The sequence below is a fragment of the Vibrio sp. 10N.222.55.B11 genome, from assembly GCF_041473705.1.
Classification (GTDB): domain Bacteria; phylum Pseudomonadota; class Gammaproteobacteria; order Enterobacterales; family Vibrionaceae; genus Vibrio; species Vibrio crassostreae_C.
Genome location: NZ_JBFRST010000095.1, coordinates 13795 through 36190, shown reverse-complemented (window position 1 = coordinate 36190; position 22396 = coordinate 13795). Strand labels below are relative to the sequence as shown.

The following is a 22396-nucleotide window of genomic DNA, read 5'->3' as shown; positions in this document are numbered from 1 at the left end:
GGTCTTTTATTGTCTTACAGAATAAAGCGACAAAGATTAGTCTTCTAGCTTTAGCTCTTTTAAGATTTGGAAGATTTCACGAGAAGCCTTTGCTGGCTTGTTCGCTGATTTCTCTTTGTTAGCTTGGCGAGCTAGCTGACGAAGACGCTGACGGTCTGCTTCAGGGTACATGTCCATGACTTCTGAAATGGCAGCATCGCCTTCAGCAACAACGCGATCACGCAGTTGCTCAAGCTTGTGCAGTTCAGCGGTTGCTTGCGAGTGCTTGTTACGTACTTTATCCAAAGCCGCTTGAATTGGCTCAGGATCAACATTGCGCATTACTTTACCAATGTATTGAAGTTGACGGCGCTTCGCTTCATTTTTAAAGCGTTGTGCATCTTTAATCGCTTGTGCCAAATCTTCAGACAGAGGAAACTTGTCTAATACAGAAGGCTTCAGGGAAACAAGTTCTTCCCCCAGTTTTTGTAGCGCTTCCATGTCGGTTTTCATTTCTGTCTTACTTACCCAGATGATTTCTTCTTCTGGTTCCCATGGGGCTTTTTGGTTTTTGCGAGCCATCTTTTCTGCCTATGTCACTATCTCAAACGAATATATTGCCTATTTTAGCAAGAATCTTGGGGAGAAAGCGAAATTCTTGTTATCCTACGTAATATTGACCTACAAAATTAGAATAGATATGGATGTAAAACAGCAAGTCGCCCAGCAAAGAGTTGAGCTAGAAGCCGCAGTAGCAAAAGCGTTGGACATGGCCTCTGTGAGTGCCGACGCCGCTGAAGTTGCTATTACTAAGTCAACGGGTTTAAGTGTTTCAACACGTATGTGTGAAGTGGAAAACGTTGAATTTAATAGTGATGGTGCACTTGGTATTACTGTTTATCGCGGCCAGAAAAAAGGCAGCGCATCTACATCTGACCTGAGTGAGAAGGCGATTGCTCAAACGGTAGCAGCCGCGCTTGATATCGCTCAGTACACATCTGAAGACCCGTTTTCAGGTCCTGCAGCAAAAGAATACATGGTAAAAGAAATTCCAGACTTGGATCTTTTCCACCCTGACGAGCCTAACCCTGACTATGCCGCTGAGATTGCGATTGCAGCTGAGAAGCAAGCGCTCGCTTATAGCGATAAGATCAAACAGAGTGATGGCGCGAGCTACGACAGTCACTACGGTGTTAAGGTTTACGGTAACAGTCATGGCTTACTAGCCAGCTACGCTTCAAGCCGTCATAGCACGAGCTGCTGCGTGATTGGACAAGGCGCTAATGGTGAAATGGAACGTGACTACAGCTACACCGTTGCACGTCACCGTGACGAACTGTGGACGCCTGAGCGTGTAGGTCAGGAAGCTGCAGAAAAGACGATTAGCCGCTTGGATGCGAAAAAGCTACCAACAGGCCAATACCCAATTATGTTCGCTAACGATGTTGCGACAGGTCTTATCGGTCACCTTGTGATGGCGATCAGTGGCGGCAACCTTTACCGTAAGTCATCTTTCTTATTGGATCATTTAGGTCAGAAAATCCTACCTGATTGGTTCAATATCTCTGAGCGTCCTCACATCCTACGTGGTTTGGCTTCAAGCCCATTTGATAGCGAAGGTGTGTTCACTCAAGATCGTGAAATCATCACTGACGGTGTGCTAGCAACTTACCTACTAACGAGCTATGCCGCACGTAAGATGGATATGACGCCAACCGGTCATGCTGGTGGTATTCATAACTGGTTCGTTAAATCGACCGGTCAAAACTTTGAGCAGATGCTAAAAGAGTTGGGTACTGGCTTCCTAGTCACTGAAGTGATGGGCCAAGGCGTAAACACCGTAACGGGTGATTATTCACGTGGCGCTGCAGGTTTCTGGGTTGAAAACGGAGAGATCCAATACCCAGTATCAGAAGTAACAATCGCAGGTAACCTAAAAGACATGTTTACTCAGATTGTTGCTGTGGGTAACGACGTAGAAACACGTTCGCAAATTCAAACGGGTTCTATCCTGCTTGAGTCGATGAAAGTCGCGGGTGAGTAATTCAATTAAAGCGAATCTGATGAATTAAAAAAGGGAGCCGTGGCTCCCTTTTTGTTTTCTGTATTTCGCCAAAAATTGGCTAACTGCTTATGCTAACTAGATCAGTATGGTCGCTAAGCCTAGGAACACCGATAGGCCAATAACATCGGTTACTGTGGTCAGTGCCATACCGCCAGCAAGGGCTGGATCGATATTCATCTTCTTCAACATCACTGGGATAGTTACACCAGCAATACCTGCGACAATCAAGTTGGTCATCATCGCCGCTGAGATGATGCCTCCCAGTATCCAGTTACCTTTCCAAGCCACCACGATACCACCAATGATAACGGCCCATAGAACGCCGTTTAGGAAGCCGATGGCTGCCTCTTTGAGTAGCAGTTCGCGTTTGTTACTGTCACCGATATGACCGAGTGCCAAACCACGAATCACCAGAGCAACGGTTTGGTTACCCGCAACCCCCCCCATCGAAGGCACGATAGTCATCAGAACCGCAATCGCTGCCATTTGATCGAGCGTTGCTTCAAACATGTTTGATACAGATGCTGCCGCCAGTGCTGCGAGTACGTTAGCACCAAGCCACACACTACGACGACGAGCAGATTTTACGACCGGTGCGAAGGTATCTTCGTCATCGTCCATACCCGCCATACTCATCATTGAGTGTTCGGCATCTTCACGGATAACATCAACCACGTCATCGATGGTGATACGACCAACAAGGTGCTGGTTACTATCGATGACAGGCGCAGAAACCCAGTTACGACGTTCAAACAGGCTCGCGATATCTGACGCACTGGTTTCTACCGCGATCGCTTCGTCGGCATCATCCATCACTTCTGAAACAGGGACATCAGGTTGAGTCGTTACTAGCGTGGTAAGTGATAGGTTACCGATAAGACGTTCTTCTTCATCAATAACATACAGAGCATCAGTTGCATCCGGCAGTTCGCCACGCATACGCATGTAGCGCAATACAACGTCAACATCGACATCACCACGAATCGTGATTACGTCGGTGTTCATGATCGCACCCGCTGAATCTTCAGGGTACGACAGGGCAGTTTCAACTAATGCACGATCGACGGAGTCCATTTGAGAAAGGACTTCGCGAGAAACATCGTCGGGTAGGCTTCGAAGTACGTACGCGACGTCATCGGTTTCCATACCTTCGGTTGCTTCTGCCAAGGTCTCAGGTGCCATTTTCGACACAAGAGCATCTTTGACGTCTTCGTTTAGTTCATCAAGAATTTCACCGTAGTCTTCAGGATCGGTGAGTTGCCAGAGTACGTCACGACTTTTGCGAGGGGAGGCTTCTAAAAGGTGTGCAATATCTTCAGGCTCCATGTCCTGAAGTTGTCGGCGTACGTGAACAAATCGGCCGTTTTCTAGGGCTTCGCTGACTTCTTGGAGGGTTTGGTGAGCTTGGTCGAATTCTAATTGCTCTGCCATATTTTCCTCCTATCTCATTATTCTAACAATGGTTGGAATAGTAACTTAATTCTGGGGCTTATTTAAATCATAAACTTAGATAGAACTAAGATTTAATATTGGTTGGTTCGTTGTTTGAGTCTTAGGCGTTGTGAGTGAAGCGTTTTCGCTACTCACCCTCATCAAACTTGTCTTCAATGAGATGACAGACGGCATCCAGTGCTTGCTGTGAATCGGTACCTGCAGCTTGAATCGTAATATGTTGCCCTTGCGCTGATTCCAGCATAAGTAACCCCATTACGCTGTCTGCTGTTGCTGTTTTATCTTCTTCGCTATGGATAGTGATGGTTGCATCAAAGCTTTGTGCAAGCTCAACCAACTTTACGGCTGCTCTAGCGTGAAGACCCAAGCGATTTTGGATCAGTACAGTTCGAGTTAATTCCATGGTTAGCCCTGTTGGTGCTTCTCTAGGGAGGCGTGTCTGATTTGAACTTGATGGCCAAGTTGCTCAAAGTACTCACCAATTTTCTGGGTTAGATAAACCGAGCGGTGTTTGCCGCCAGTACAGCCAATCGCGACCGTTAGGTAACTGCGATTGTTCTTCTCTAACATTGGTAACCACTGTTCAACAAAGCCTTGGATCTGTTGCTTGAGTTCCAGAACTTCTGAGTGTTCTTCTAGAAAGGAGTGAATTGGTGCATCTAGCCCGGTTAGTGGTCGTAGTGCAGGTTCCCAGTGAGGGTTCGGCAAAAAGCGAACATCAAACACGTAGTCGGCATCACTTGGCAAGCCATACTTAAAACCGAAAGATTGAAAGACGATGATCAGCTCTTGCTTCTCTTTGCCTTCGACTTTAAAGCGCACTTTTTCACTCAACTCGTAGAGGTTGCAGTCACTGCTATCAATCACAATGCTGGCTTGCTCTGCTAGAGGTGTCAGAAGTGTCTTCTCTAAATCAATCGCTTGCTCAAGAGAGAGCTTTTCTTGGCCAATTGATAAAGGGTGGATTCTGCGGGTTTCGCTGTAGCGCTTAAGGAGTGTCTGCTTGCTGGCATCGAGGAACAATACATCAACATCGATGTTTGTAGCTGACTCGAGTTGCTCGAGCGTGTCGGTGACTAACTGAGGCTCTTTCGGTAGGTTACGTATATCAATACTTACCGCAACGTTTTGGTTGCTTTCGCGTACCGATTCGACAAAGTTGTTGAGCAGGTTTACTGGTAGATTATCGACACAGTAATACCCCAAGTCTTCTAGGACTCGTAACGCAACACTTTTACCGGCCCCTGATTGGCCACTAACCACGATTAATCGCATGTTATTGCTCGCAAGTTGGCACTTGAATCATGATGTCGTAAAGCTCTTGATCGCTCTGAGCATTACGCAGCTGTTTAAGAGTCTGCTTGTCGTTTAGTCGTTCTGCCATACAAGAAAGGGTTTTTAGATGCTCTTTGCATTGTTCGCTAGGAACAAGCAGGGCAAATAGTAGGTCGACAGGACGATTATCAATCGCATCAAATTCGATAGGATCTTGGCATTGCAGTAATACAGCTATCGCTTTATCACTGACATTCATACGAGCATGGGGAATCGCGATACCATTACCAATACCGGTACTGCCCATCTTCTCACGGCTCAACATACACTCAAATAGCTCTGTTGAATCTTGACCGCAGCTCTCAGCTGCTATCTGGCTGATGAGCTCAAGGGCTCTTTTTTTGCTTGTGCATTGGACTGCACTTTTGGTGCAGTCCAATGAAAGTACTTCGCTTAATTGCATGTTAGTGACTACTTAGCTTTTCTTTGTGCTTGTTGAGTTGGCGGACGAGTTTATCAACCAATGAATCAATCGCGGCATACATGCTTTCATCTGTTGCTGTCGCATGGATTTCCCCCTGATTTATATGCAGGGTAGCTTCTGCGATTTGATTGATTTTCTCAACTTTTAAAACAACCTGAACGCTATTGATATGATCAAAGAAGCGCTCAAGTTTGTCGAATTTGGTGTGAACATAGTCTTGCATTGAATCGGTAAGATCAACGTGATGGCCTTGAATATTGATTTGCATAGACTTTCCTTTTCAGTTGGTTGCCTGATCATAGTTGCTAAGTAACTAGCGACTAAATGAGCTTATAGCAGGCGTTTACGCTGACTCGATGGGGCAATGCCCAGAGACTCACGGTATTTCGCTATGGTACGTCTAGCTACCTGAATTCCTTGGTCAGCCAGTAAAGCAGCAATCTTACTATCACTTAGAGGCTTCGCGGTATTTTCCGCTGCGACAAGCTTCTTGATGAGTGCGCGAATTGCTGTAGATGAACATTCACCGCCATTGTCAGTGCTGACATGGCTTGAGAAAAAGTATTTGAGCTCGAAGATGCCACGTGGCGTATGCATGAATTTTTGAGTCGTCACACGAGAGATCGTGGATTCGTGCATATCAACAGCTAACGCAACATCATTAAGAACCATTGGCTTCATCGCTTCTTCGCCATGTTCGAAGAAATCACGCTGATGTTCAACAATGCATCGCGCAACTTTGAGTAGCGTCTCATTTCGGCTCTCTAGGCTTTTAATTAACCACTTTGCTTCTTGCAAATTTGAGCGGATGTATTGATTGTCGGCGCTGTTGCCTTTACTGCCCAGATCAGCGTACTGCTGATTCACTTTCAACTTAGGCACGCTATCAGGGTTAATGGTCACTAACCATTTGCCAAGGTCTTTGAAGACAGATACATCTGGAACCACATACTCAGTTTCATCCGGAGTAATCTTACTGCCAGGACGAGGGTCCAGCTGTTGAATCAGTTGCAAAACTTCACGTAGTTCTGCTTCTTTCAACTTGGTCTCTTTGATAACCAGTTTGTAATCGCGATTGCCGAGTTGGTCGATATGGCTAGTAAGTACTAACTTAGCTTCGTTAAGCCAAGGCGTATCTTGGGGAAAGGTTGCCAGTTGCAGTAACAAGCAATCTTGCAGGTTGACTGAACCGACACCTAGCGGATCAAACTGCTGAATTCGTTTACGTACCGCTTCAATTTCATCAAGCTCGATCTCTTCATTGTCGAAGTTTTCAAGGATGTCTTCACAAGTTACAGTGAGGTAGCCGTAGTCGTCGATGGCATCGATTAATGCAAAAGCGATGCTTCGGTCGGTGTCAGTGAATGGCGTTAAGTCGAGTTGCCAAAGTAGGTAATCGTGCAGGCTTTGAGTGGTTTCGCCTTGATAAACCGGCATGTCGTCATCAATCGCAATACCCGTGTTACCGGTGTTCGCGCTGTAGACGTCTTCCCAAGTTGTGTCGATTTCTAGTTCGTTGCCAATCTCTGATTTTTCGATTAAGTCTGAGCTATCAGGTAAGTCTTGCTCTGTGGCTTCAACAGTTTCTTTTTCGTCACTGCTAGGTTTTTCTTCCGATGTTGGCGTATCTTCATTGCCTTCTTCGACATCGAGTAGTGGGTTAGATTCAAGTGCTTCTTGAATCTCTTGCTGCAAATCTAAAGTAGACAATTGCAACAAACGAATCGCTTGCTGCAATTGAGGAGTCATTGCTAACTGTTGGCCTAGCTTAAGTTGTAATGAGGGTTTCATTCAGTGTGACTTACCTAGTTATTATTCTTAGAACTCTCGATACTCTCTATATAATCATAGACGGAATTGTTCGCCTAGATAAACTTGTTTAACTTGTTCGTTATTGAGAACATCTTCAGGAGTACCCTCAGCGATCAGGTGTCCTTGGCTTACGATGTAAGCTTTTTCACACACGTCTAATGTTTCACGAACGTTGTGGTCGGTAATCAAAACGCCCAAGCCGCGATCACGCAGGTGAACAATGATTTTTTTGATATCGATTACTGAGATCGGGTCAACACCGGCGAATGGTTCATCCAATAGAATGAACTGCGGGTTTGCTGCTAGTGCACGAGCAATCTCTACACGACGACGCTCACCACCCGACAGAGCCATACCATTGCTGGTGCGGATATGTTGGATGTGGAACTCTTCTAGCAGGTCTTCCAGCTTATCTTGGCGTTGTTCGTTGGTCATTTCATCACGGGTTTGTAAAACCGCCATGATGTTGTTCTCTACGGACAACTTACGGAAAATCGATGCTTCTTGAGGCAGGTAACCGATACCAAGACGAGAGCGGCTGTGCATTGGTAAGATACTGATGTCTCGGTCATCAATGCTGATGGTACCTTCATCACGCGCCACCAAACCAACAATCATATAGAAAGATGTGGTTTTACCTGCACCGTTAGGCCCAAGCAGACCGACGATCTGGCCTGACTCTACCTGTAAGCTTACATCGGTAACAACCTTACGTTTACTGTAGGTTTTCGCTAGGTTTTTTGCTTTAAGAACAGCCATCGTTACTTATTCACTTCCGTTGGTTGTAAAACCGTTGACACTCGTTTGTTTTCACCACTGTCAGCGACTAATTTCTGAGAACCGATCTGGTAAGTGATCTTAGAACCGCGAATGATGCTGCCATCTTGAGATAACATCGCATTCTTAGTCATGATCAGTCGGTCGGCAACAAGCTGGTAGTGCAGGTCGTCAGCTTCACCGTAGAGTGTCTTACCGTCGTCAGTAAGCTGAGAGAAGGTTGCTGGCTTACCGAAGCCTTGAATTTCTTCAATCTCACCGTTTACGGCGTTACGAGTAACAATAACCTTATCGGCATTGATATTGATGCTGCCTTGTTTAAGGTTCACATCACCAAGGAAAGTCACTTGGTTACTTTTCATATCCAATTGCTGGCTGTCTGAGTCAATGTAGACAGGTTGCTCACTATCCGAAGACAGAGCATAGACATTAGGTGCCGCAAGGGTCAAAGCGAATAAACTAAGGTGTAAGAGTTTCATATCTACCTTGAACAGAATTAAAGAGGATTGCATTGTTGGTACCGAAGTTACCTTTCATTGCTTGTCCCTCAGTTTCAAAAAATGTACCGATCATATGGACCGGAGTCTCTGAATAAAAATCTCGGCTAGGCAGCTCAACAACCATTTTATCTGTGGTCATTGTATCGAAGCTGGCTTCTGGCAACAGGTTCTTTGCCACGACGTTGTCATAAAACGTGACAACTTGATTCTCATCCATAATCGCGCGATCAGCGGTGACTTGCCATTCAATCGTGTGCCCTTCACGGAATACCGAAAGAACTGGGTTTTGAAAGTGCGTATCGCCAACTACTGAGTAGTGTTCTAAATACGTCGATTCAACCTGATAGCTGCGAATACCGCTTTCGTCGTAGCTAATGTTGTTCAGGCTTTTGCCACTAAACGCGGGCAGCTCCAAATTTGGAGCCACTTGTATCGTTGATGTTTGCTCTTTGTCGTACAAGTAATAGGTCGACCAAGAGGCAATAAATATGAGTATTAAATAGATAATACGAGTAAAACTCATATGCTTAAACCTTTATGCACGTCGAGTTCATTTCTTGCTTGTAAAATAAGGTCACAGACTTCACGTACCGCGCCATGACCACCGTTAATGGTTGTCACGTAGTTTGCACGCTTTGCAAGTAGCGGGTGCCCATCTGCCACACAGACCTTCAAGCCAACTTTTTCCATTACAGGCCAGTCAATCAGATCGTCTCCGATGTAACCTGTATTTTCAGGGTTTACAGAAAGCTTATCGCAAATATCTTGGTATGCCTTAACTTTATCGTCTTGACCTTGATAAATCAGCTTAATGCCTAGAGCGGTCATACGATTCTCAACAATTTGAGATTTGCGACCCGTGATGATCGCGATTTCAATGCCTGCGTTCATCAGTGATTTGATACCGTAACCGTCACGAGTGTGGAAGGTTTTCAGCTCTTCACCGTTGTTGCCCATGTAGATGCGACCATCAGAGAAGACACCATCGACATCGCAAATCAGCAGTTTGATCTCTTTTGCAATTGCAAATACATCTGAATTAACAGTGCCGTATAGAGTTTCGACTGTCTGTGTCATTACATTACTCCTGCTTTCAGTAAGTCATGCATGTTTAACGCTCCGACTAATTTACCTTCTTGGCATAACATCAGGCCATTGATGCTCTTCGCTTGCATCAAGTTTAAGCCCTCAACCGCGAGCATGTTTGGCTCGGCTACCGTCGGGTTTAGCGTCATCACATCACCGATCTGCGTGTTATGGATATCAACGCGTTTGTCTAAGATACGGCGTAAATCACCATCGGTAAAAATACCGGCCATTTGGCCATCTTCACCAACGATTGCTGTCATGCCTAAGCCTTTCTGAGATATCTCTAGTAGAGCGTCTCTTACTAGTGCGTCGGGTGCTACAACAGGAAGTGAATCGCCTGTGTGCATGATGTCGTCGAGCTTCAACAGCAGCTGACGACCTAAAGCGCCACCAGGATGAGAAAGGGCAAAGTCTTGAGCGGTGAAGCCTCGAGCCTGCAAAAGTGCAACGGCTAATGCATCACCCATGACCAAAGTCGCCGTGGTGCTTGTTGTTGGTGCTAAGCCCAGCGGACAAGCTTCTTCCGGTACTGAAATTTGTAAATGGATATCAGACAGGGTTGCCATGTTTGATGCTGGCTTGCCTGTCATGCTGATGATCTTGATGCTCAGACGCTTTAACACAGGAAATAGGCTGAGGATTTCTCCCGATTCGCCGGAGTTGGATATTGCAATCACAATATCACCAGGTTCGATCATGCCTAAGTCGCCATGCGCCGCTTCGCCTGGGTGAACAAAGAAAGCCGATGTCCCGGTACTTGCCAATGTTGCTGCGATTTTGTTGCCAATGTGGCCTGATTTACCCATGCCCATCACAACGACTTTGCCTTTGTTGTTCAGGATAAGGTCGCAAGCTTTACAAAAATCATCATTAAAATATTGGTCTAATTGAGTGAGACCTGCAACTTCGGTTTCCAAAACTTGTTTTGCAACGCTGCGGTAATCAAATGGCTGAGACATCAAATACTCCAAGTACGGGAAGTTAAATCAACAATTAAGCCGACATGTTCATTAATAGGTAACTTTGGTAGGCCACGAACGTCACAATTAACACGCCGCCTTCAATACGATTCACACTACGAGATTTTCCTAGTGCCATCACAACAAGTAGTAGCGATACGCCTAGCATTACCCAGAAGTCACGACCCATAGCGAACTCGCTCAAGATCGAAGGGTTTAGGATGCCCGGGATACCCATAACAGCAAGGATGTTGAATACGTTTGAACCAATGATATTACCTACAGCCATATCATCTTCACCCTTCATAACGCCGGCTAGTGATGCTGCAAGTTCAGGAAGGCTAGTACCAACAGCAATGATGGTTAAACCAATGACAAGGTCGCTCATGCCGAAGAACTTCGCGATGATCACAGCGTTATCTACCAGCATATCAGCAGCTAAAGGTAGGACGATTAGACCAATCACGACCCACATTGCAGCCTTAGGGTTACTTACGCCTTCAGGGATCTCTGATTCTTGCTCATCAAGGAAAGCATCGCCGTTCTTTTTCTCGCTGCGGCTGATTTGCAACATAGCAAACAAAAACGCGGCAAAAAGAACAAACAACAACACGCCTTCATAGAAGCCTAAATGGTTATCCCACAATAGGGCGCCCGCTAGCAGAGTGACACCGATCATTAATGGTAGTTCACGACGAATCACGCCTGAGCTAATCGATAACGGCTTGATAAGGGCTGTAATACCTAAAATCAGCGCGATGTTGGCGATGTTAGAGCCCAGTACGTTGCCTACAGCTGTATCTGTTTTGCCATCAAGGGCTGCTGTCGCAGAAACCATCATTTCAGGAGCCGAAGACCCCATTGCTAAGATCGTCATACCGATAACTAGTGGTGAAATACCGAAGTTGCGAGCAAGAGCAGCGGCACCGTAAACCAGCTTATCTGCACTCCACACCAAAAAACCTAGACCGATAATAAGAAACGCAATCGCTTCAAGCATGATGATTCCTAAAAAATTAATAAAAACGGAGAATTAACCGCTAATTTTGACCTGTTGCTAGATAAAAGGGAAGTCACTCGGCAAATTAATTACCAGTTAGCAGGCAAGAAAGAGAGATCAATAGATAATTTCCTAATGCTTTCAAATCCCTGCATAGATTCCTGTTTAATATGAATTAATTGAACAGTGCTTTTAATTCTAAAGTAGACTCATTATTATTGCAGCCATAATTGGCGTTTTTTAAAGCAAGGAAACAACAAAAATATGTTGAACACTGAGCTTGTGAAAGTTAAGAACCTCAGCTTCTCACGCGGTGACCGCGTTATCTTTGATGACATCAGTTTAGAGGTGCCTCAAGGCAAGATAACCGCCATCATGGGGCCGTCTGGGATCGGCAAAACGACTTTACTGCGTTTGATCGGTGGGCAACTGCCGCCAGATGAAGGCGAAGTTTGGTTTGATGGTGACAATATCCCTGCATTATCACGTCGAAAGCTATATCAAGCACGTAAGAAAATGAGCATGCTATTCCAATCGGGTGCGCTTTTTACGGATCTCAATGTCTTTGATAATGTGGCGTTTCCGCTGCGAGAGCACACTGAACTTAATGAAAAATTCATTCGTACCATCGTATTACTTAAGCTTGAAGCGGTAGGATTACGTGGTGCTGCGCAATTGATGCCGAGTGAGTTGTCTGGCGGAATGGCTAGGCGTGCCGCACTGGCGCGCGCAATCGCACTGGATCCAGAACTTATCATGTACGATGAGCCGTTTGTTGGCCAAGATCCCATCACCATGGGCGTATTGGTTGAATTGATACGAAATCTCAATCAAGCCTTGGGCTTAACCTCGATTGTTGTTTCTCACGATGTGCCAGAGGTGATGAGTATTGCTGATTGGGTTTACCTCATGGCAGATAGCAAGATTATTGCCGCTGGAACACCTGATGAGTTGTACAACAATAGCGATCCGAGAGTGCAGCAATTTTTGCAAGGCGAAGCCGATGGTCCAGTACCATTTAGATTCCCTGCGAAGAGCTTAGAAAAGGATTTGTTTTAATATGATTGTTAAAACTATTGCGGGTGTCGGTAAGCGTACACTTGCGAGCTGTGAGTCATTTGGTCGAGCAAGCCTGATGTTATTTGGGGCTTTGTTTGGCATCCCGCGACTAAAAAACTTCCCCTTATTAGTAAAACAACTTTATAGCGTTGGCGTTCAGTCATTGGCTATTATTTTAGTTTCGGGTCTGTTTATCGGCATGGTGCTCAGCCTGCAGGGCTATGTCGTGTTAATTGACTACGGCGCTGAGGGAAACCTTGGTCAAATGGTCGCGCTTTCACTGTTGCGTGAGTTGGGGCCTGTGGTGACTGCGTTATTATTTGCAGGTCGAGCCGGTTCAGCACTCACGGCAGAGATTGGGTTAATGAAGGCAACAGAGCAGATCTCAAGCCTTGAGATGATGGCCGTTGACCCTCTTAAACGCATTATTGCACCACGTCTTTGGGCCGGGCTTATCTCAATGCCATTGCTTGCTATGATTTTTATGGCGGTAGGTATTTGGGGCGGTCAACTGGTTGGTGTTGATTGGAAAGGCATTGATCACGGCAGTTTCTGGTCTGCGATGCAGTCTTCAGTAGAACTTGGCCGAGATATTGGTAACAGCATGATCAAATGTATGGTCTTCGCTATCACCGTAACTTGGATCGCACTTTTCAATGGTTATGACGCAGTACCGACTTCAGAAGGTATCAGTCAGGCAACCACACGCACTGTAGTGCACTCTTCTCTAGCGGTACTAGGGCTAGATTTTGTTCTTACCGCATTGATGTTTGGGAATTAATCATGCAACAAACTCGAAAATTAGAATTATGGGTCGGCACCTTTGTTATTGCCGGAATTTGCGCAATCTTAATCATGATCTTTCAAGTCGCTGACGTAAAAGGCATAGGTTCGAACCATACTTACAATCTAAAAGCGACCTTTGACAACATTGGCAGCCTAAAAGTTCGTTCTCCAGTGAAAGTGGGTGGCGTCGTTGTTGGACGAGTTAAAAGCATTGAGCTTGATACCGAGAGCTACCTTCCTGTCGTTGAACTGTCTATTGACGGGAAGTACTCACAATTTCCAGATACCTCTAGTGCTCAAATTTTGACATCTGGCTTAATTGGTGAGCAGTACATTAGTCTGGTTCCAGGCTTCATTTTTGATGATGAAGAGATGTTGGTCGATGGTGATTCAATTGAAGACACTAAGTCAGCATTGGTACTAGAAGATTTGATTGGCCAAGTGCTGTATAGCGTTGGTGGTTCTAATGACAGCGAAGCTAAGGAATAAGATAATGTTGAAAACTATTAGTTATTTAAAAGCTATTGGTTACTTGAAATCAATGTTTATGGCGGCAATGGCGTTGCTTATTTCTACCCAAGCCTTTGCTGCAGAATCGATTGACCGTACTCAGCCTTACCAGATGATGACTCAAGTTGCCGAAGTGGCATTTGAGCGTTTGAAGAGTGAACAAGACAACATCCACCAAGATCCAGAGTTATTGAAGGTCATCGTGGAAGAAGAGTTGATGCCTTATGTGAATGCACAATATGCAGCTCTTAAGTTACTTGGACCAAACTTGAAAGGCGCGGATAGAAAAGACGTGGGCGTGTTTATCGATTCATTCCGTAAATACCTTGTTTCTTCTTATGCTCAAGTGCTGACTCAATACACAGATCAGACGATTGAATTTGGTCCAGAACCAAAAATCAAAGCGGATAGCCGCATTACCAGTATCAAGGTCGACATCATCGATACGCCGCGACCAAACATTAAGCTTGAATTTAAGCTTCGCAAAGACAAGAAATCTGGCGAGTGGAAAGCATTTGATATGGTTGCCGAAGGTATTAGCTTGTTGTCGAGCAAGCAATCGGAGTGGAATACTAAGATTCGTCAAGAAGGCATCTTACAAGTTGCAGACGAACTAGAGAAATTAGCCGCACAACCGATTCGTTTTGAGAGTAACAAATAATGAGCCATTCTCAATGGCAAGCACTAAGCTCTAAAGAGTATCAACTGTTCGGTGATTTAGACCGAGACAGTGTCCCTGCAATCTGGCGTATATTGGAAAAGTGGCAAACGACGGAATCGAGCGTTGAAATTGACCTTAGCCATATAAATCGAGTCGATTCAGCAGGAATGGTGATGCTAATTCACTTATTAGAGCATGCAAAAAATCAAAACTGTCATATAATGCTCAGTTTCGTGCCAGAACAATTACGAACGTTGTTCCAATTGAGCAATATCCAGCCAATGATGGCAGAACACATAAAAAATTAGGCAGGAGCTATTTGTGGACAGCACAAAAGTACAAGAATTATTAGCAGAAGCACTGAACCTTCAGGAAATTTTCGTGAAAGGGGAAGGCAGTCATTACGAAGTTGTTGCGGTTGATCCATGTTTTGACGGCATGAATCGAGTTAAGAAGCAGCAACTAATCTACGGCCCACTAATGGAATACATTCAACGCAATGACATCCATGCTCTTTCTATTAAGGCTTTCACGCCGGAAGAGTGGGAACGTGATAAGAAACTGATGTCACTTTAAGGTTTATGATGGAAAAGTTTCGAGTTATTGGATCGGATAAGCCGCTAAGCGGTGAAGTGACGATCTCAGGCGCAAAAAATGCAGCGCTACCTATCTTATTTGCTTCAATTCTTGCTGAAGAGCCAGTGGAAGTAAGTAACGTTCCTCACCTACGTGACATCGATACTACGATGGAACTGCTTAAGCGTTTAGGCGCAAAAGTATCGCGTAATGGTAGTGTTCATGTTGATGGCAGCGAAATTAATGAATTTTGTGCGCCTTACGATTTAGTGAAAACAATGCGTGCTTCTATCTGGGCTTTAGGTCCTCTAGTCGCTCGTTTTGGTGAAGGCCAAGTGTCACTTCCAGGCGGTTGTGCAATTGGTGCTCGACCTGTTGATCTGCATATCCACGGCCTAGAGCAACTAGGTGCGACCATTAAGTTGGAAGATGGTTATGTGAAAGCAAGTGTTGATGGCCGTCTGAAAGGCGCGCACATCGTGATGGATAAAGTAAGTGTGGGTGCCACCATTACTATCATGTGTGCAGCAACGCTAGCGGAAGGAACAACAGTACTCGATAACTCAGCGCGTGAGCCTGAGATTGTTGATACGGCTGACTTCCTAAACAAACTGGGTGCTAAAATTTCTGGCGCAGGTACAGATACGATTACTATCGAAGGCGTTGAACGTCTTGGTGGTGGCCAACACTCTGTGGTTGCTGACCGTATTGAAACAGGTACTTTCCTGGTTGCTGCTGCTGTTTCTGGCGGTAAAGTGGTTTGTCGCAACACCAACGCTCATCTTCTTGAAGCTGCCTTAGCGAAGCTTGAAGAAGCGGGTGCGAAGGTTGAAACGGGCGAAGACTGGATCAGTCTTGATATGACGGGTCGTGAACTGAAAGCGGTGAAAATCGTAACGGCACCTCACCCTGGTTTCCCAACCGACATGCAAGCACAGTTTACTCTGCTTAACATGATGGCGAAGGGCAGTGGTGTTATCACTGAGACTATCTTTGAAAACCGTTTTATGCACATTCCTGAGTTACAGCGAATGGGTGCAAAAGCGGAAATCGAAGGTAACACGGCTATCTGTGGTGAAACGGAAAAACTGAGCGGCGCTCAAGTAATGGCAACGGACCTTCGCGCATCTGCGAGCCTTGTTATTGCTGGCTGTATTGCTCAAGGTGAAACCATCGTTGACCGTATTTATCACATCGATCGTGGCTACGATAAGATTGAAGATAAATTGTCAGCCTTAGGCGCAAACATTACACGATTTAGTGAGTCGAACTAACCTAGGTTAGTGGATTCATGAATCAGTAAGATGAAAACATAAAAGTCGGAACCTTGGTTTCGGCTTTTTTATAGTTGTATTTACCGCGAGTAAATCTATTGCTCATTTTTGCGCGAATAGATGAATCAACTTGGCGGTCGGTGAGGAACAAAATGATAGCAATATTACGTATTTTCGCAGTGGCGATATTTGCGATTCTTATGTTTGTATTTGGTTGTGGTTACTGCCTATTAAGTCCACGCAACCCGAAACACGTATTTACCTTTGGCCGTTATTTCGGTCGCATGTCGAAGATCTTCGGCATGAAGTTAGAGCTTCGCATCCCAGAAGATGCCTACTCTCGCGGCCAACATGTTTATGTGGCGAACCACCAAAACAGCTGGGATCTATTCACGATTTCATCAGCGGTAACGCCAAAAGTGGTAACTGTTGGTAAGAAAAGCCTAGTGTGGATGCCTCTATTTGGTCAGCTTTACTGGTTGACGGGTAACATCCTAATTGACCGTGCTAACCGTAGCAAAGCGGTAGGTACGATTGATCAGGTCGTGACGAGTCTAAAAGAGAGCGATGTTTCAGTTTGGATGTTCCCTGAAGGCACTCGTTCTCGTGGCCGTGGTCTGCTGCCATTCAAAACAGGTGCATTCCATGCTGCGATTGGTGCTGGCTTGCCTATCATCCCTATCGTGTGTAGCGCAACCGGTGGCGTGAAGCTAAACCGTTGGAACAATGGTCACGTGATTGTTGAAATGCTGCCACCAATCAGCACTGAAGGCTACGACAAGTCTAATGTTCGTGAACTGGCTAACCTAGCTCGTGAGCAGATGGCTGCGAAACTTGAAGAGTTAGACAAAGAAGTGGTTGAGCTTAATAAAAAGTAATTATCTAAGCGAAACGATGAACAATAAAAAAGGTTGCCAACGGGGCAACCTTTTTTGTATCTAATAAACACTCAGCATTACGCTAAGTCGTTTATCCGAAGGTGTTTAATCTAGAGATTAAAAGCTATTTGCGAACCGCAATAGCTTCGATCTCGATACCTACATCTTTTGGTAGACGAGCTACTTCAACACATGAACGTGCAGGGTAGTTTGCAACGCCGTGCTCATCGAAGAATTTGCCGTAAACCTCGTTTACTGTGCCGAAGTCGTTTAGGTCTTTAACGAATACCGTTAGTTTTACGATGTCTTTTACAGTCAGGCCTGAAGCTTCAACAACCGCTTGAACGTTGTCTAGAGATTGGCGAGCTTGCTCTGCGATATCAGCAGATACTTCACCAGTTGCTGGGTTTACTGGGATTTGACCAGAAGTCAGTACCATGTTGCCAAGGTCAACGCCTTGTACGTATGGGCCGATTGCAGCTGGAGCAGATTCTGTGTGAAGTACTTTAGTCATTGGTTTATTCCATCAGTTATTAGATAAAAATCAATTTTCAGTGTGCCTTCAAACTTTGGATAGGTAAAGCGCAAAATACCCCGCACAGGCGAGGTATTTGATAGTTTTTACATTCGGTCTGCTTTGCCGTATGACGTTATCTTTCTGTTACGATCTCGCGAGAGAAGACTTTTTCGCAATACTTACACTTCAATCGAATATCTTCTTTCTTTTCAAAGATCTTAAAGCTACTTTCAACCGGTTCATTGTGAGTAATACAGTTGGTGTTTGGACACTCGAACACATCGTTGATTTGCTCAGGAAGTTCTAGTGGTAGTTTCTTAACCACTTCGTAATCTTCGATTTGATTCACTGTTGCGTGAGGCGCATAAAGTGCCAGCTTGCTCGCCTGTTCTTCTGTGATAAACACATTCTCAATCTTGAGCAGGTCTTTTCCGCCTAGTGCAGAAGACGGTAGATTCAGGCCAATCGTCACGCGCTGATGAGAGTTGTGCATGTCGAACAGTTTTAGAACCTTGATCCCGATATTGGCTGGGATATGGTCGATAACAGTACCGTTTCTGATTGCTTCAACTTTTAATTGAGTCTCTTTAGACATTATATCTCTCCTCTACAGCGTTTCGTTAAGAACAAGGGCTAGCAATGCTTCACGGGCGTAAACACCATTCTCTGCTTGCTGGAAGTAGTAAGCGTAAGGTGTTTTATCGACATCGACAGTAATTTCATCAACGCGAGGAAGAGGGTGCAGAACCTTCAGGTTATCGCGTGCATTTTCCAGCATCGAAGCGGTCAGGATGTATGCGGATTTTATGTGCGCGTATTCTGACTCATCGAAGCGCTCTTTTTGAACTCGAGTCATGTACAAGACATCGAGCTCAGGAATCACATCTTCCATGTCCGTCAATAGTTGGTACTTGATGCCCGCTTCATCAAGCTCTTCGCAAATGTAGTCTGGCATCGCTAGAGCTTCTGGAGCCACGAAGTAGAAACAGATGTTGTCGAACTTCGCTAGTGCTTGAGTCAATGAGTGAACCGTACGGCCGTACTTAAGGTCACCAACGAATGCAACGTTTAGGTTGTCGAGGCGGCCTTGTGTCTCAGCTATAGAGAATAGGTCTAATAACGTTTGTGTTGGGTGTTGGTTTGCGCCGTCACCTGCGTTAATAACAGGAACACCGTTTGAGAACTCAGAAGCCAGACGCGCTGCGCCTTCTTGAGGGTGACGCATCACGTAAGCGTCAACGTATGAAGAGATAACCTGTACCGAGTCCGCTAGCGTTTCGCCTTTCTTTGCCAAAGAAGTGTTACCACCACTGTCGAAACCAATCACATCACCACCGATGCGTTGAATCGCAGTTTCAAAAGAGAGACGAGTTCGCGTAGAAGGTTCGAAGAAGCAGCTGGCAACAACTTTGTTCTTGATGAGTTCTGGGTTTGGCTCAGCCTTTAGCTGACCTGCCGTTTGAACAATTAATTCTAGCTCTTCACGAGAAAGCTCTGGAATTGAGATGATGTGCTTTTGATAGAGCGAATTCGCCATGATCTTCTTCCCCACAATAATGTATTGGCCATAAAAAAGCCCCCCATAATGGGAGGCTTTAAAAAAGTGCTGAAAAGCAGAATAGACGGCCTGGTAAGCATCTTAGCTTACGAGCAATATTTGGTGTTTTCACAATATTACTATGTGTTTTCACAATATCATTATGTTTTATCACAACATTGCTTGGCGTCATTTTCACTACTCTCAGACAAATTGCCGAGAATTATACGCTTTCAATTTGTGAGCGCAAGCGATTACATCAAGCTTTTGTTTACTTTCAGTATTCGCTATTGACCCAGTGTCGCAACCATCACCGCTTTGATGGTATGCATGCGATTCTCAGCTTCATCAAACACAATTGAGTAATCCGATTCAAAGACTTCATCAGTAACTTCTAAACCGTTCATTCCATACTTATCTGCGACTTGCTGGCCGATCACGGTTTCATTGTTATGGAAAGCGGGTAGGCAGTGCATGAATTTCACTTGAGGATTGCCAGTGAGCTTAATGACATCCATATTCACTTGGTATGGTTTCATTACCGCTACACGTTCGTCCCAAGCTTCAGGGGCTTCGCCCATCGAAACCCAAACATCGGTGTATAGGTAATCACAGCCTTGAACACCTTCAGCAACGTCTTCTGTCAGCGTGATGTTGGCACCTGTGCTTTGCGCGATAGCTTGGCACTCTTCAACAAGCTGCTCTTCTGGCCAAAAGGCTTTTGGCGCGACAAGGCGAATATCCATGCCCATCTTCGCGGCTCCGACTAACAGAGAGTTACCCATGTTATTGCGTGCATCGCCTAGGTAAGCAAAGCTGATTTGGTGCAGATGTTTTCCGCGACCATGCTCAAGCATAGTGAGGAAATCAGCCAAAATCTGAGTAGGGTGGAACTCATCGGTTAAACCATTCCAAACCGGCACGCCCGCATAAGCGCCTAAGTCTTCAACGATACTTTGGCCAAAGCCACGATATTCAATGCCATCGTACATGCGTCCCAATACACGCGCCGTATCTTTCATTGATTCTTTTTGACCAATCTGAGAACCAGAAGGGCCAAGGTAAGAGACTTGAGCACCTTGATCAAAGGCGGCCACTTCAAACGCACATCGTGTTCGAGTTGATGCTTTCTCGAAGATCAAAGCAATGTTTTTGCCGTTGAGTTTCTTCTGCTCAGTGCCTGCATACTTAGCTTTTTTTAGGTCAGCAGACAGGTCGAGTAAAAACTGAATCTCTTTAGGAGTAAAGTCGAGAAGTTTTAGAAAGTTACGATTGCGAAGATTAAAGGCCATCTCTCGCTCCTTGCGTATATAGAATCAATGAAGAACTTAGTTAAACATAAAAATGCTATATTTGTGAATATTTATTTTGCTAATTTGATAAAAAAGGCCAGTAAATGAATAGTGGCCTAGATAAGATTATTGAGTCTGTTTAACTGAGCTCTTTGACTTAGATACCATCTCTTTCGATAGGGCAACTCATACAGCGCGCGCCGCCACGACCACGGCCTAGCTCGTTGCCAGGAATCGTTAGAACTTCGATACCCGCTTTGTCGTATTTCTCATTGGTGTAAACATTACGTTCATAACCAATCACGGTACCTGGTTTCACTGTCAGTACGTTGTTAGCGTCATTCCACTGTTCACGCTCAGCTTCGTAGTTATCACCGCCGGTAGTGATGATCTTCAGTTGATCAAGGCCTAGTGCGCCTTCAATCGCTGACAGGTAGTTTTCAGCTTTCTCGACACGCATTTCGCCGTTTTCTTTTGGCGTTAAGCGCCAAGTGTCGAGGTCTTTACGAACGATCTCTGGATAGACAGAGAACGTGTCGATATCCATGTGTGTCATCACCGTATCAAGGTGCATACAAGAGCGGTGTTTTGGTAGATCGATCGCAATCACTTCGCTCGCTTGGCCTGATCTAAATAGGCTAGCCGCTAGGTTTTCGACACCTTGTGGTTTCGTACGCTCTGAAATACCAACCAGTACCGCACCTTTACCGATAACCAGTACGTCACCGCCTTCAATGTTAGCGTTGTCGTAGTGAAGGTCTTCGTCACCAAAGTACTTAATGAAATCTTGGCCTGCGAACACTGGGTGCCAGCGGTAGATAGCACGCAGGTGGTTCGTTTCACGTTGACGTGCAGGCTTCATCATTGGGTTAAGCGATACACCACCGTAAACCCAGCAAGAAGTATCTCGCGTAAATAGGTGGTTAGGCAGTGGCTCGATAACGAAATCGAGTGGTCGATGCATTTTAGGCAGCATCGATGATGATTTGATAGGAAGCTCAGAGTAGGCCAAGCCACCGAGTAAGATCGTTGCTAGATGCTCATTATCCATTTGAGCAAGGTAGTTTCTTAAGTCACGGGCGAAAGTCGGCCCATAACGGAAATCTGAGATTTGAGTATTCAGCAACCACTCACGAGCCTGAGATACGGCAAGCGTTTCTACTAGCAGGTCATGCAGCAGTAGTACTTCTACGTCTTGGCTGCGCAGCGTTTCTGCAAAGGCATCATGTTCTTCACCAGCGGCTTCAACGGCAAGTACATCATCAAATAGAAGATCATGACAGTTTGAAGGGGTGAGGTGGGTGAGTGCTCTTTCAGGTCTATTTAGGAGAACTCGTCTCAATTGACCGACTTCGGAGCCAACGTACAGCTTACTCATTTTGCATCCTTACTATTAATCCAGCGTCTATTTATGACAAGCTTGTCCGTAATATGCAAGTTTTGTAGATTGAGTTAATACAAGGTATTTGGGTAATAATTGGTCATAAAACCTGTGATTTTTAAGTTTATACAGATTAAATTCCAACTAACTGGCTATCGAACGGAACAACGTTTTTGAGGATCTATGCTCAATTCGTGGCTTGTTAGAATTGAATTTTGCTTATTAATCGTGATTTTTTATTCACTATTATGCACTTTTTGATAACAAGCTGAGGATTTATGCACCCCAAAAGCGGTTTAGCGTATGCACCTAACGTGACTAATCACGCAAGTTTTATTCAATAAGCCCTAAAGTGGCCACAAAAACGAAATGCTAAAATACGGCGCAGTTAATAAAATGTTGAAAATTTGTTTCTGTGATTTTGATTTCACTTTTGAATTGATATTGGCGCTGCGATCTCGCGATAAACTTACCTTTCTAGGCCTGATCTGGGTGGCTTTTCTGGACGATCCGTGCCATATTTCGTGGCAATC

At 45.1% G+C, this 22396-nt stretch carries 27 protein-coding genes; 9 read left to right on the top strand and 18 right to left on the bottom strand.

Annotation, left to right across the window (positions count from 1 at the left end):
* Window positions 1-36: 36 nt before the first annotated feature.
* Window positions 37-561 (bottom strand): ribosome biogenesis factor YjgA, encoded by a 525-nt coding sequence (yjgA, locus tag AB4503_RS24340; RefSeq protein WP_017069408.1) that lies wholly within the window; start codon window positions 559-561, stop codon window positions 37-39.
* A 118-nt stretch (window positions 562-679) separates the two neighbouring features.
* Here yjgA and pmbA point away from each other — a divergent pair, with 118 nt between their 5' ends.
* Window positions 680-2023: a metalloprotease PmbA gene (gene pmbA, locus AB4503_RS24335; protein ID WP_171733234.1), complete on the top strand. Its 1344-nt coding sequence runs from the start codon at window positions 680-682 to the stop codon at window positions 2021-2023.
* Between the two features lie 96 nt (window positions 2024-2119).
* Here pmbA and mgtE read toward each other — a convergent pair whose 3' ends face one another.
* The 12 genes from mgtE to AB4503_RS24275 form a co-directional block, all read right to left on the bottom strand.
* Complete coding sequence (mgtE, locus tag AB4503_RS24330) at window positions 2120-3475, bottom strand: magnesium transporter (protein ID WP_017058911.1); 1356 nt, start codon at window positions 3473-3475, stop codon at window positions 2120-2122.
* Between the two features lie 148 nt (window positions 3476-3623).
* Window positions 3624-3899 (bottom strand): HPr family phosphocarrier protein, encoded by a 276-nt coding sequence (locus AB4503_RS24325; RefSeq protein ID WP_017066670.1) that lies wholly within the window; start codon window positions 3897-3899, stop codon window positions 3624-3626.
* A gap of 2 nt (window positions 3900-3901) precedes the next feature.
* Window positions 3902-4771, bottom strand: coding sequence for an RNase adapter RapZ (gene rapZ / locus AB4503_RS24320; protein WP_372115836.1), 870 nt, complete (start codon window positions 4769-4771; stop codon window positions 3902-3904).
* A gap of 1 nt (window position 4772) precedes the next feature.
* Entirely contained in the window at window positions 4773-5234 is a 462-nt protein-coding gene (gene ptsN / locus AB4503_RS24315; protein WP_004738707.1) for a PTS IIA-like nitrogen regulatory protein PtsN, read from the bottom strand.
* Between the two features lies 1 nt (window position 5235).
* Window positions 5236-5523, bottom strand: coding sequence for a ribosome hibernation promoting factor (gene hpf / locus AB4503_RS24310; RefSeq protein WP_009847742.1), 288 nt, complete (start codon window positions 5521-5523; stop codon window positions 5236-5238).
* A gap of 62 nt (window positions 5524-5585) precedes the next feature.
* On the bottom strand, window positions 5586-7046 hold the full coding sequence (locus AB4503_RS24305; protein ID WP_017058913.1) for an RNA polymerase factor sigma-54: 1461 nt from the start codon (window positions 7044-7046) through the stop codon (window positions 5586-5588).
* A gap of 54 nt (window positions 7047-7100) precedes the next feature.
* Window positions 7101-7826 (bottom strand): LPS export ABC transporter ATP-binding protein, encoded by a 726-nt coding sequence (gene lptB / locus AB4503_RS24300; RefSeq protein WP_004735304.1) that lies wholly within the window; start codon window positions 7824-7826, stop codon window positions 7101-7103.
* Between the two features lie 2 nt (window positions 7827-7828).
* Window positions 7829-8323 carry a lipopolysaccharide transport periplasmic protein LptA gene (gene lptA, locus AB4503_RS24295; RefSeq protein WP_017058914.1) on the bottom strand — a complete coding sequence of 165 codons (495 nt, stop codon included), beginning with the start codon at window positions 8321-8323 and terminating at the stop codon, window positions 7829-7831.
* On the bottom strand, window positions 8304-8867 hold the full coding sequence (gene lptC, locus AB4503_RS24290; protein ID WP_017058915.1) for an LPS export ABC transporter periplasmic protein LptC: 564 nt from the start codon (window positions 8865-8867) through the stop codon (window positions 8304-8306). Before lptC ends, lptA begins: the two co-directional genes overlap by 20 nt.
* Window positions 8864-9421: a 3-deoxy-manno-octulosonate-8-phosphatase KdsC gene (gene kdsC, locus AB4503_RS24285; RefSeq protein ID WP_017058916.1), complete on the bottom strand. Its 558-nt coding sequence runs from the start codon at window positions 9419-9421 to the stop codon at window positions 8864-8866. Before kdsC ends, lptC begins: the two co-directional genes overlap by 4 nt.
* Window positions 9421-10392 carry an arabinose-5-phosphate isomerase KdsD gene (gene kdsD, locus AB4503_RS24280; protein ID WP_017058917.1) on the bottom strand — a complete coding sequence of 324 codons (972 nt, stop codon included), beginning with the start codon at window positions 10390-10392 and terminating at the stop codon, window positions 9421-9423. The genes kdsC and kdsD overlap by 1 nt, the downstream gene beginning before the upstream one ends.
* A gap of 34 nt (window positions 10393-10426) precedes the next feature.
* Window positions 10427-11392, bottom strand: coding sequence for a calcium/sodium antiporter (locus AB4503_RS24275; RefSeq protein WP_017063737.1), 966 nt, complete (start codon window positions 11390-11392; stop codon window positions 10427-10429).
* Between the two features lie 264 nt (window positions 11393-11656).
* Here AB4503_RS24275 and mlaF point away from each other — a divergent pair, with 264 nt between their 5' ends.
* From mlaF to AB4503_RS24235, 8 genes are all read left to right on the top strand, one after another.
* Window positions 11657-12451 carry a phospholipid ABC transporter ATP-binding protein MlaF gene (gene mlaF, locus AB4503_RS24270; protein ID WP_017058919.1) on the top strand — a complete coding sequence of 265 codons (795 nt, stop codon included), beginning with the start codon at window positions 11657-11659 and terminating at the stop codon, window positions 12449-12451.
* Window position 12452: 1 nt separating this feature from the next.
* Complete coding sequence (gene mlaE, locus AB4503_RS24265) at window positions 12453-13232, top strand: lipid asymmetry maintenance ABC transporter permease subunit MlaE (RefSeq protein WP_017058920.1); 780 nt, start codon at window positions 12453-12455, stop codon at window positions 13230-13232.
* 2 nt (window positions 13233-13234) lie between these two features.
* On the top strand, window positions 13235-13726 hold the full coding sequence (mlaD, locus tag AB4503_RS24260; RefSeq protein WP_017058921.1) for an outer membrane lipid asymmetry maintenance protein MlaD: 492 nt from the start codon (window positions 13235-13237) through the stop codon (window positions 13724-13726).
* 52 nt (window positions 13727-13778) lie between these two features.
* Window positions 13779-14408 (top strand): phospholipid-binding protein MlaC, encoded by a 630-nt coding sequence (locus AB4503_RS24255; RefSeq protein ID WP_120459707.1) that lies wholly within the window; start codon window positions 13779-13781, stop codon window positions 14406-14408.
* Entirely contained in the window at window positions 14408-14716 is a 309-nt protein-coding gene (locus AB4503_RS24250; protein ID WP_017058923.1) for a lipid asymmetry maintenance protein MlaB, read from the top strand. Before AB4503_RS24255 ends, AB4503_RS24250 begins: the two co-directional genes overlap by 1 nt.
* Window positions 14717-14729: 13 nt before the next feature.
* On the top strand, window positions 14730-14984 hold the full coding sequence (gene ibaG / locus AB4503_RS24245) for a BolA family iron metabolism protein IbaG (RefSeq protein ID WP_017058924.1): 255 nt from the start codon (window positions 14730-14732) through the stop codon (window positions 14982-14984).
* Window positions 14985-14992: 8 nt separating this feature from the next.
* A complete protein-coding gene (gene murA / locus AB4503_RS24240) occupies window positions 14993-16258 on the top strand; it encodes a UDP-N-acetylglucosamine 1-carboxyvinyltransferase (protein WP_017058925.1) in 1266 nt (421 codons plus the stop codon).
* 152 nt (window positions 16259-16410) lie between these two features.
* On the top strand, window positions 16411-17136 hold the full coding sequence (locus AB4503_RS24235) for a 1-acylglycerol-3-phosphate O-acyltransferase (RefSeq protein ID WP_372115835.1): 726 nt from the start codon (window positions 16411-16413) through the stop codon (window positions 17134-17136).
* Between the two features lie 124 nt (window positions 17137-17260).
* Here AB4503_RS24235 and AB4503_RS24230 read toward each other — a convergent pair whose 3' ends face one another.
* From AB4503_RS24230 to arcA, 5 genes are all read right to left on the bottom strand, one after another.
* Window positions 17261-17650 carry a RidA family protein gene (locus AB4503_RS24230; RefSeq protein WP_004735319.1) on the bottom strand — a complete coding sequence of 130 codons (390 nt, stop codon included), beginning with the start codon at window positions 17648-17650 and terminating at the stop codon, window positions 17261-17263.
* Between the two features lie 136 nt (window positions 17651-17786).
* The gene (gene pyrI, locus AB4503_RS24225) at window positions 17787-18248 is read right to left on the bottom strand and encodes an aspartate carbamoyltransferase regulatory subunit (RefSeq protein ID WP_017058927.1); all 462 of its coding nucleotides are present in this window, start codon (window positions 18246-18248) and stop codon (window positions 17787-17789) included.
* Window positions 18249-18260: 12 nt separating this feature from the next.
* Window positions 18261-19190 (bottom strand): aspartate carbamoyltransferase, encoded by a 930-nt coding sequence (pyrB, locus tag AB4503_RS24220; RefSeq protein ID WP_012604860.1) that lies wholly within the window; start codon window positions 19188-19190, stop codon window positions 18261-18263.
* 287 nt (window positions 19191-19477) lie between these two features.
* Window positions 19478-20482 (bottom strand): ornithine carbamoyltransferase, encoded by a 1005-nt coding sequence (locus tag AB4503_RS24215; RefSeq protein ID WP_372115834.1) that lies wholly within the window; start codon window positions 20480-20482, stop codon window positions 19478-19480.
* 157 nt (window positions 20483-20639) lie between these two features.
* Window positions 20640-21860 (bottom strand): arginine deiminase, encoded by a 1221-nt coding sequence (gene arcA / locus AB4503_RS24210; protein ID WP_017069412.1) that lies wholly within the window; start codon window positions 21858-21860, stop codon window positions 20640-20642.
* Window positions 21861-22396: the final 536 nt, after the last annotated feature.

Bases quoted from the DNA above. Each gene is read 5' to 3' on its own strand.
- yjgA (WP_017069408.1), bottom strand. From the start codon at position 561: ATGGCTCGCAAAAACCAAAAAGCCCCATGGGAACCAGAAGAAGAAATC.
- pmbA (WP_171733234.1), top strand. From the start codon at position 680: ATGGATGTAAAACAGCAAGTCGCCCAGCAAAGAGTTGAGCTAGAAGCC.
- mgtE (WP_017058911.1), bottom strand. From the start codon at position 3,475: ATGGCAGAGCAATTAGAATTCGACCAAGCTCACCAAACCCTCCAAGAA.
- AB4503_RS24325 (WP_017066670.1), bottom strand. From the start codon at position 3,899: ATGGAATTAACTCGAACTGTACTGATCCAAAATCGCTTGGGTCTTCAC.
- rapZ (WP_372115836.1), bottom strand. From the start codon at position 4,771: ATGCGATTAATCGTGGTTAGTGGCCAATCAGGGGCCGGTAAAAGTGTT.
- ptsN (WP_004738707.1), bottom strand. From the start codon at position 5,234: ATGCAATTAAGCGAAGTACTTTCATTGGACTGCACCAAAAGTGCAGTC.
- hpf (WP_009847742.1), bottom strand. From the start codon at position 5,523: ATGCAAATCAATATTCAAGGCCATCACGTTGATCTTACCGATTCAATG.
- AB4503_RS24305 (WP_017058913.1), bottom strand. From the start codon at position 7,046: ATGAAACCCTCATTACAACTTAAGCTAGGCCAACAGTTAGCAATGACT.
- lptB (WP_004735304.1), bottom strand. From the start codon at position 7,826: ATGGCTGTTCTTAAAGCAAAAAACCTAGCGAAAACCTACAGTAAACGT.
- lptA (WP_017058914.1), bottom strand. From the start codon at position 8,323: ATGAAACTCTTACACCTTAGTTTATTCGCTTTGACCCTTGCGGCACCT.
- lptC (WP_017058915.1), bottom strand. From the start codon at position 8,867: ATGAGTTTTACTCGTATTATCTATTTAATACTCATATTTATTGCCTCT.
- kdsC (WP_017058916.1), bottom strand. From the start codon at position 9,421: ATGACACAGACAGTCGAAACTCTATACGGCACTGTTAATTCAGATGTA.
- kdsD (WP_017058917.1), bottom strand. From the start codon at position 10,392: ATGTCTCAGCCATTTGATTACCGCAGCGTTGCAAAACAAGTTTTGGAA.
- AB4503_RS24275 (WP_017063737.1), bottom strand. From the start codon at position 11,392: ATGCTTGAAGCGATTGCGTTTCTTATTATCGGTCTAGGTTTTTTGGTG.
- mlaF (WP_017058919.1), top strand. From the start codon at position 11,657: ATGTTGAACACTGAGCTTGTGAAAGTTAAGAACCTCAGCTTCTCACGC.
- mlaE (WP_017058920.1), top strand. From the start codon at position 12,453: ATGATTGTTAAAACTATTGCGGGTGTCGGTAAGCGTACACTTGCGAGC.
- mlaD (WP_017058921.1), top strand. From the start codon at position 13,235: ATGCAACAAACTCGAAAATTAGAATTATGGGTCGGCACCTTTGTTATT.
- AB4503_RS24255 (WP_120459707.1), top strand. From the start codon at position 13,779: ATGTTTATGGCGGCAATGGCGTTGCTTATTTCTACCCAAGCCTTTGCT.
- AB4503_RS24250 (WP_017058923.1), top strand. From the start codon at position 14,408: ATGAGCCATTCTCAATGGCAAGCACTAAGCTCTAAAGAGTATCAACTG.
- murA (WP_017058925.1), top strand. From the start codon at position 14,993: ATGGAAAAGTTTCGAGTTATTGGATCGGATAAGCCGCTAAGCGGTGAA.
- AB4503_RS24235 (WP_372115835.1), top strand. From the start codon at position 16,411: ATGATAGCAATATTACGTATTTTCGCAGTGGCGATATTTGCGATTCTT.
- AB4503_RS24230 (WP_004735319.1), bottom strand. From the start codon at position 17,650: ATGACTAAAGTACTTCACACAGAATCTGCTCCAGCTGCAATCGGCCCA.
- pyrI (WP_017058927.1), bottom strand. From the start codon at position 18,248: ATGTCTAAAGAGACTCAATTAAAAGTTGAAGCAATCAGAAACGGTACT.
- pyrB (WP_012604860.1), bottom strand. From the start codon at position 19,190: ATGGCGAATTCGCTCTATCAAAAGCACATCATCTCAATTCCAGAGCTT.
- AB4503_RS24215 (WP_372115834.1), bottom strand. From the start codon at position 20,482: ATGGCCTTTAATCTTCGCAATCGTAACTTTCTAAAACTTCTCGACTTT.
- arcA (WP_017069412.1), bottom strand. From the start codon at position 21,860: ATGAGTAAGCTGTACGTTGGCTCCGAAGTCGGTCAATTGAGACGAGTT.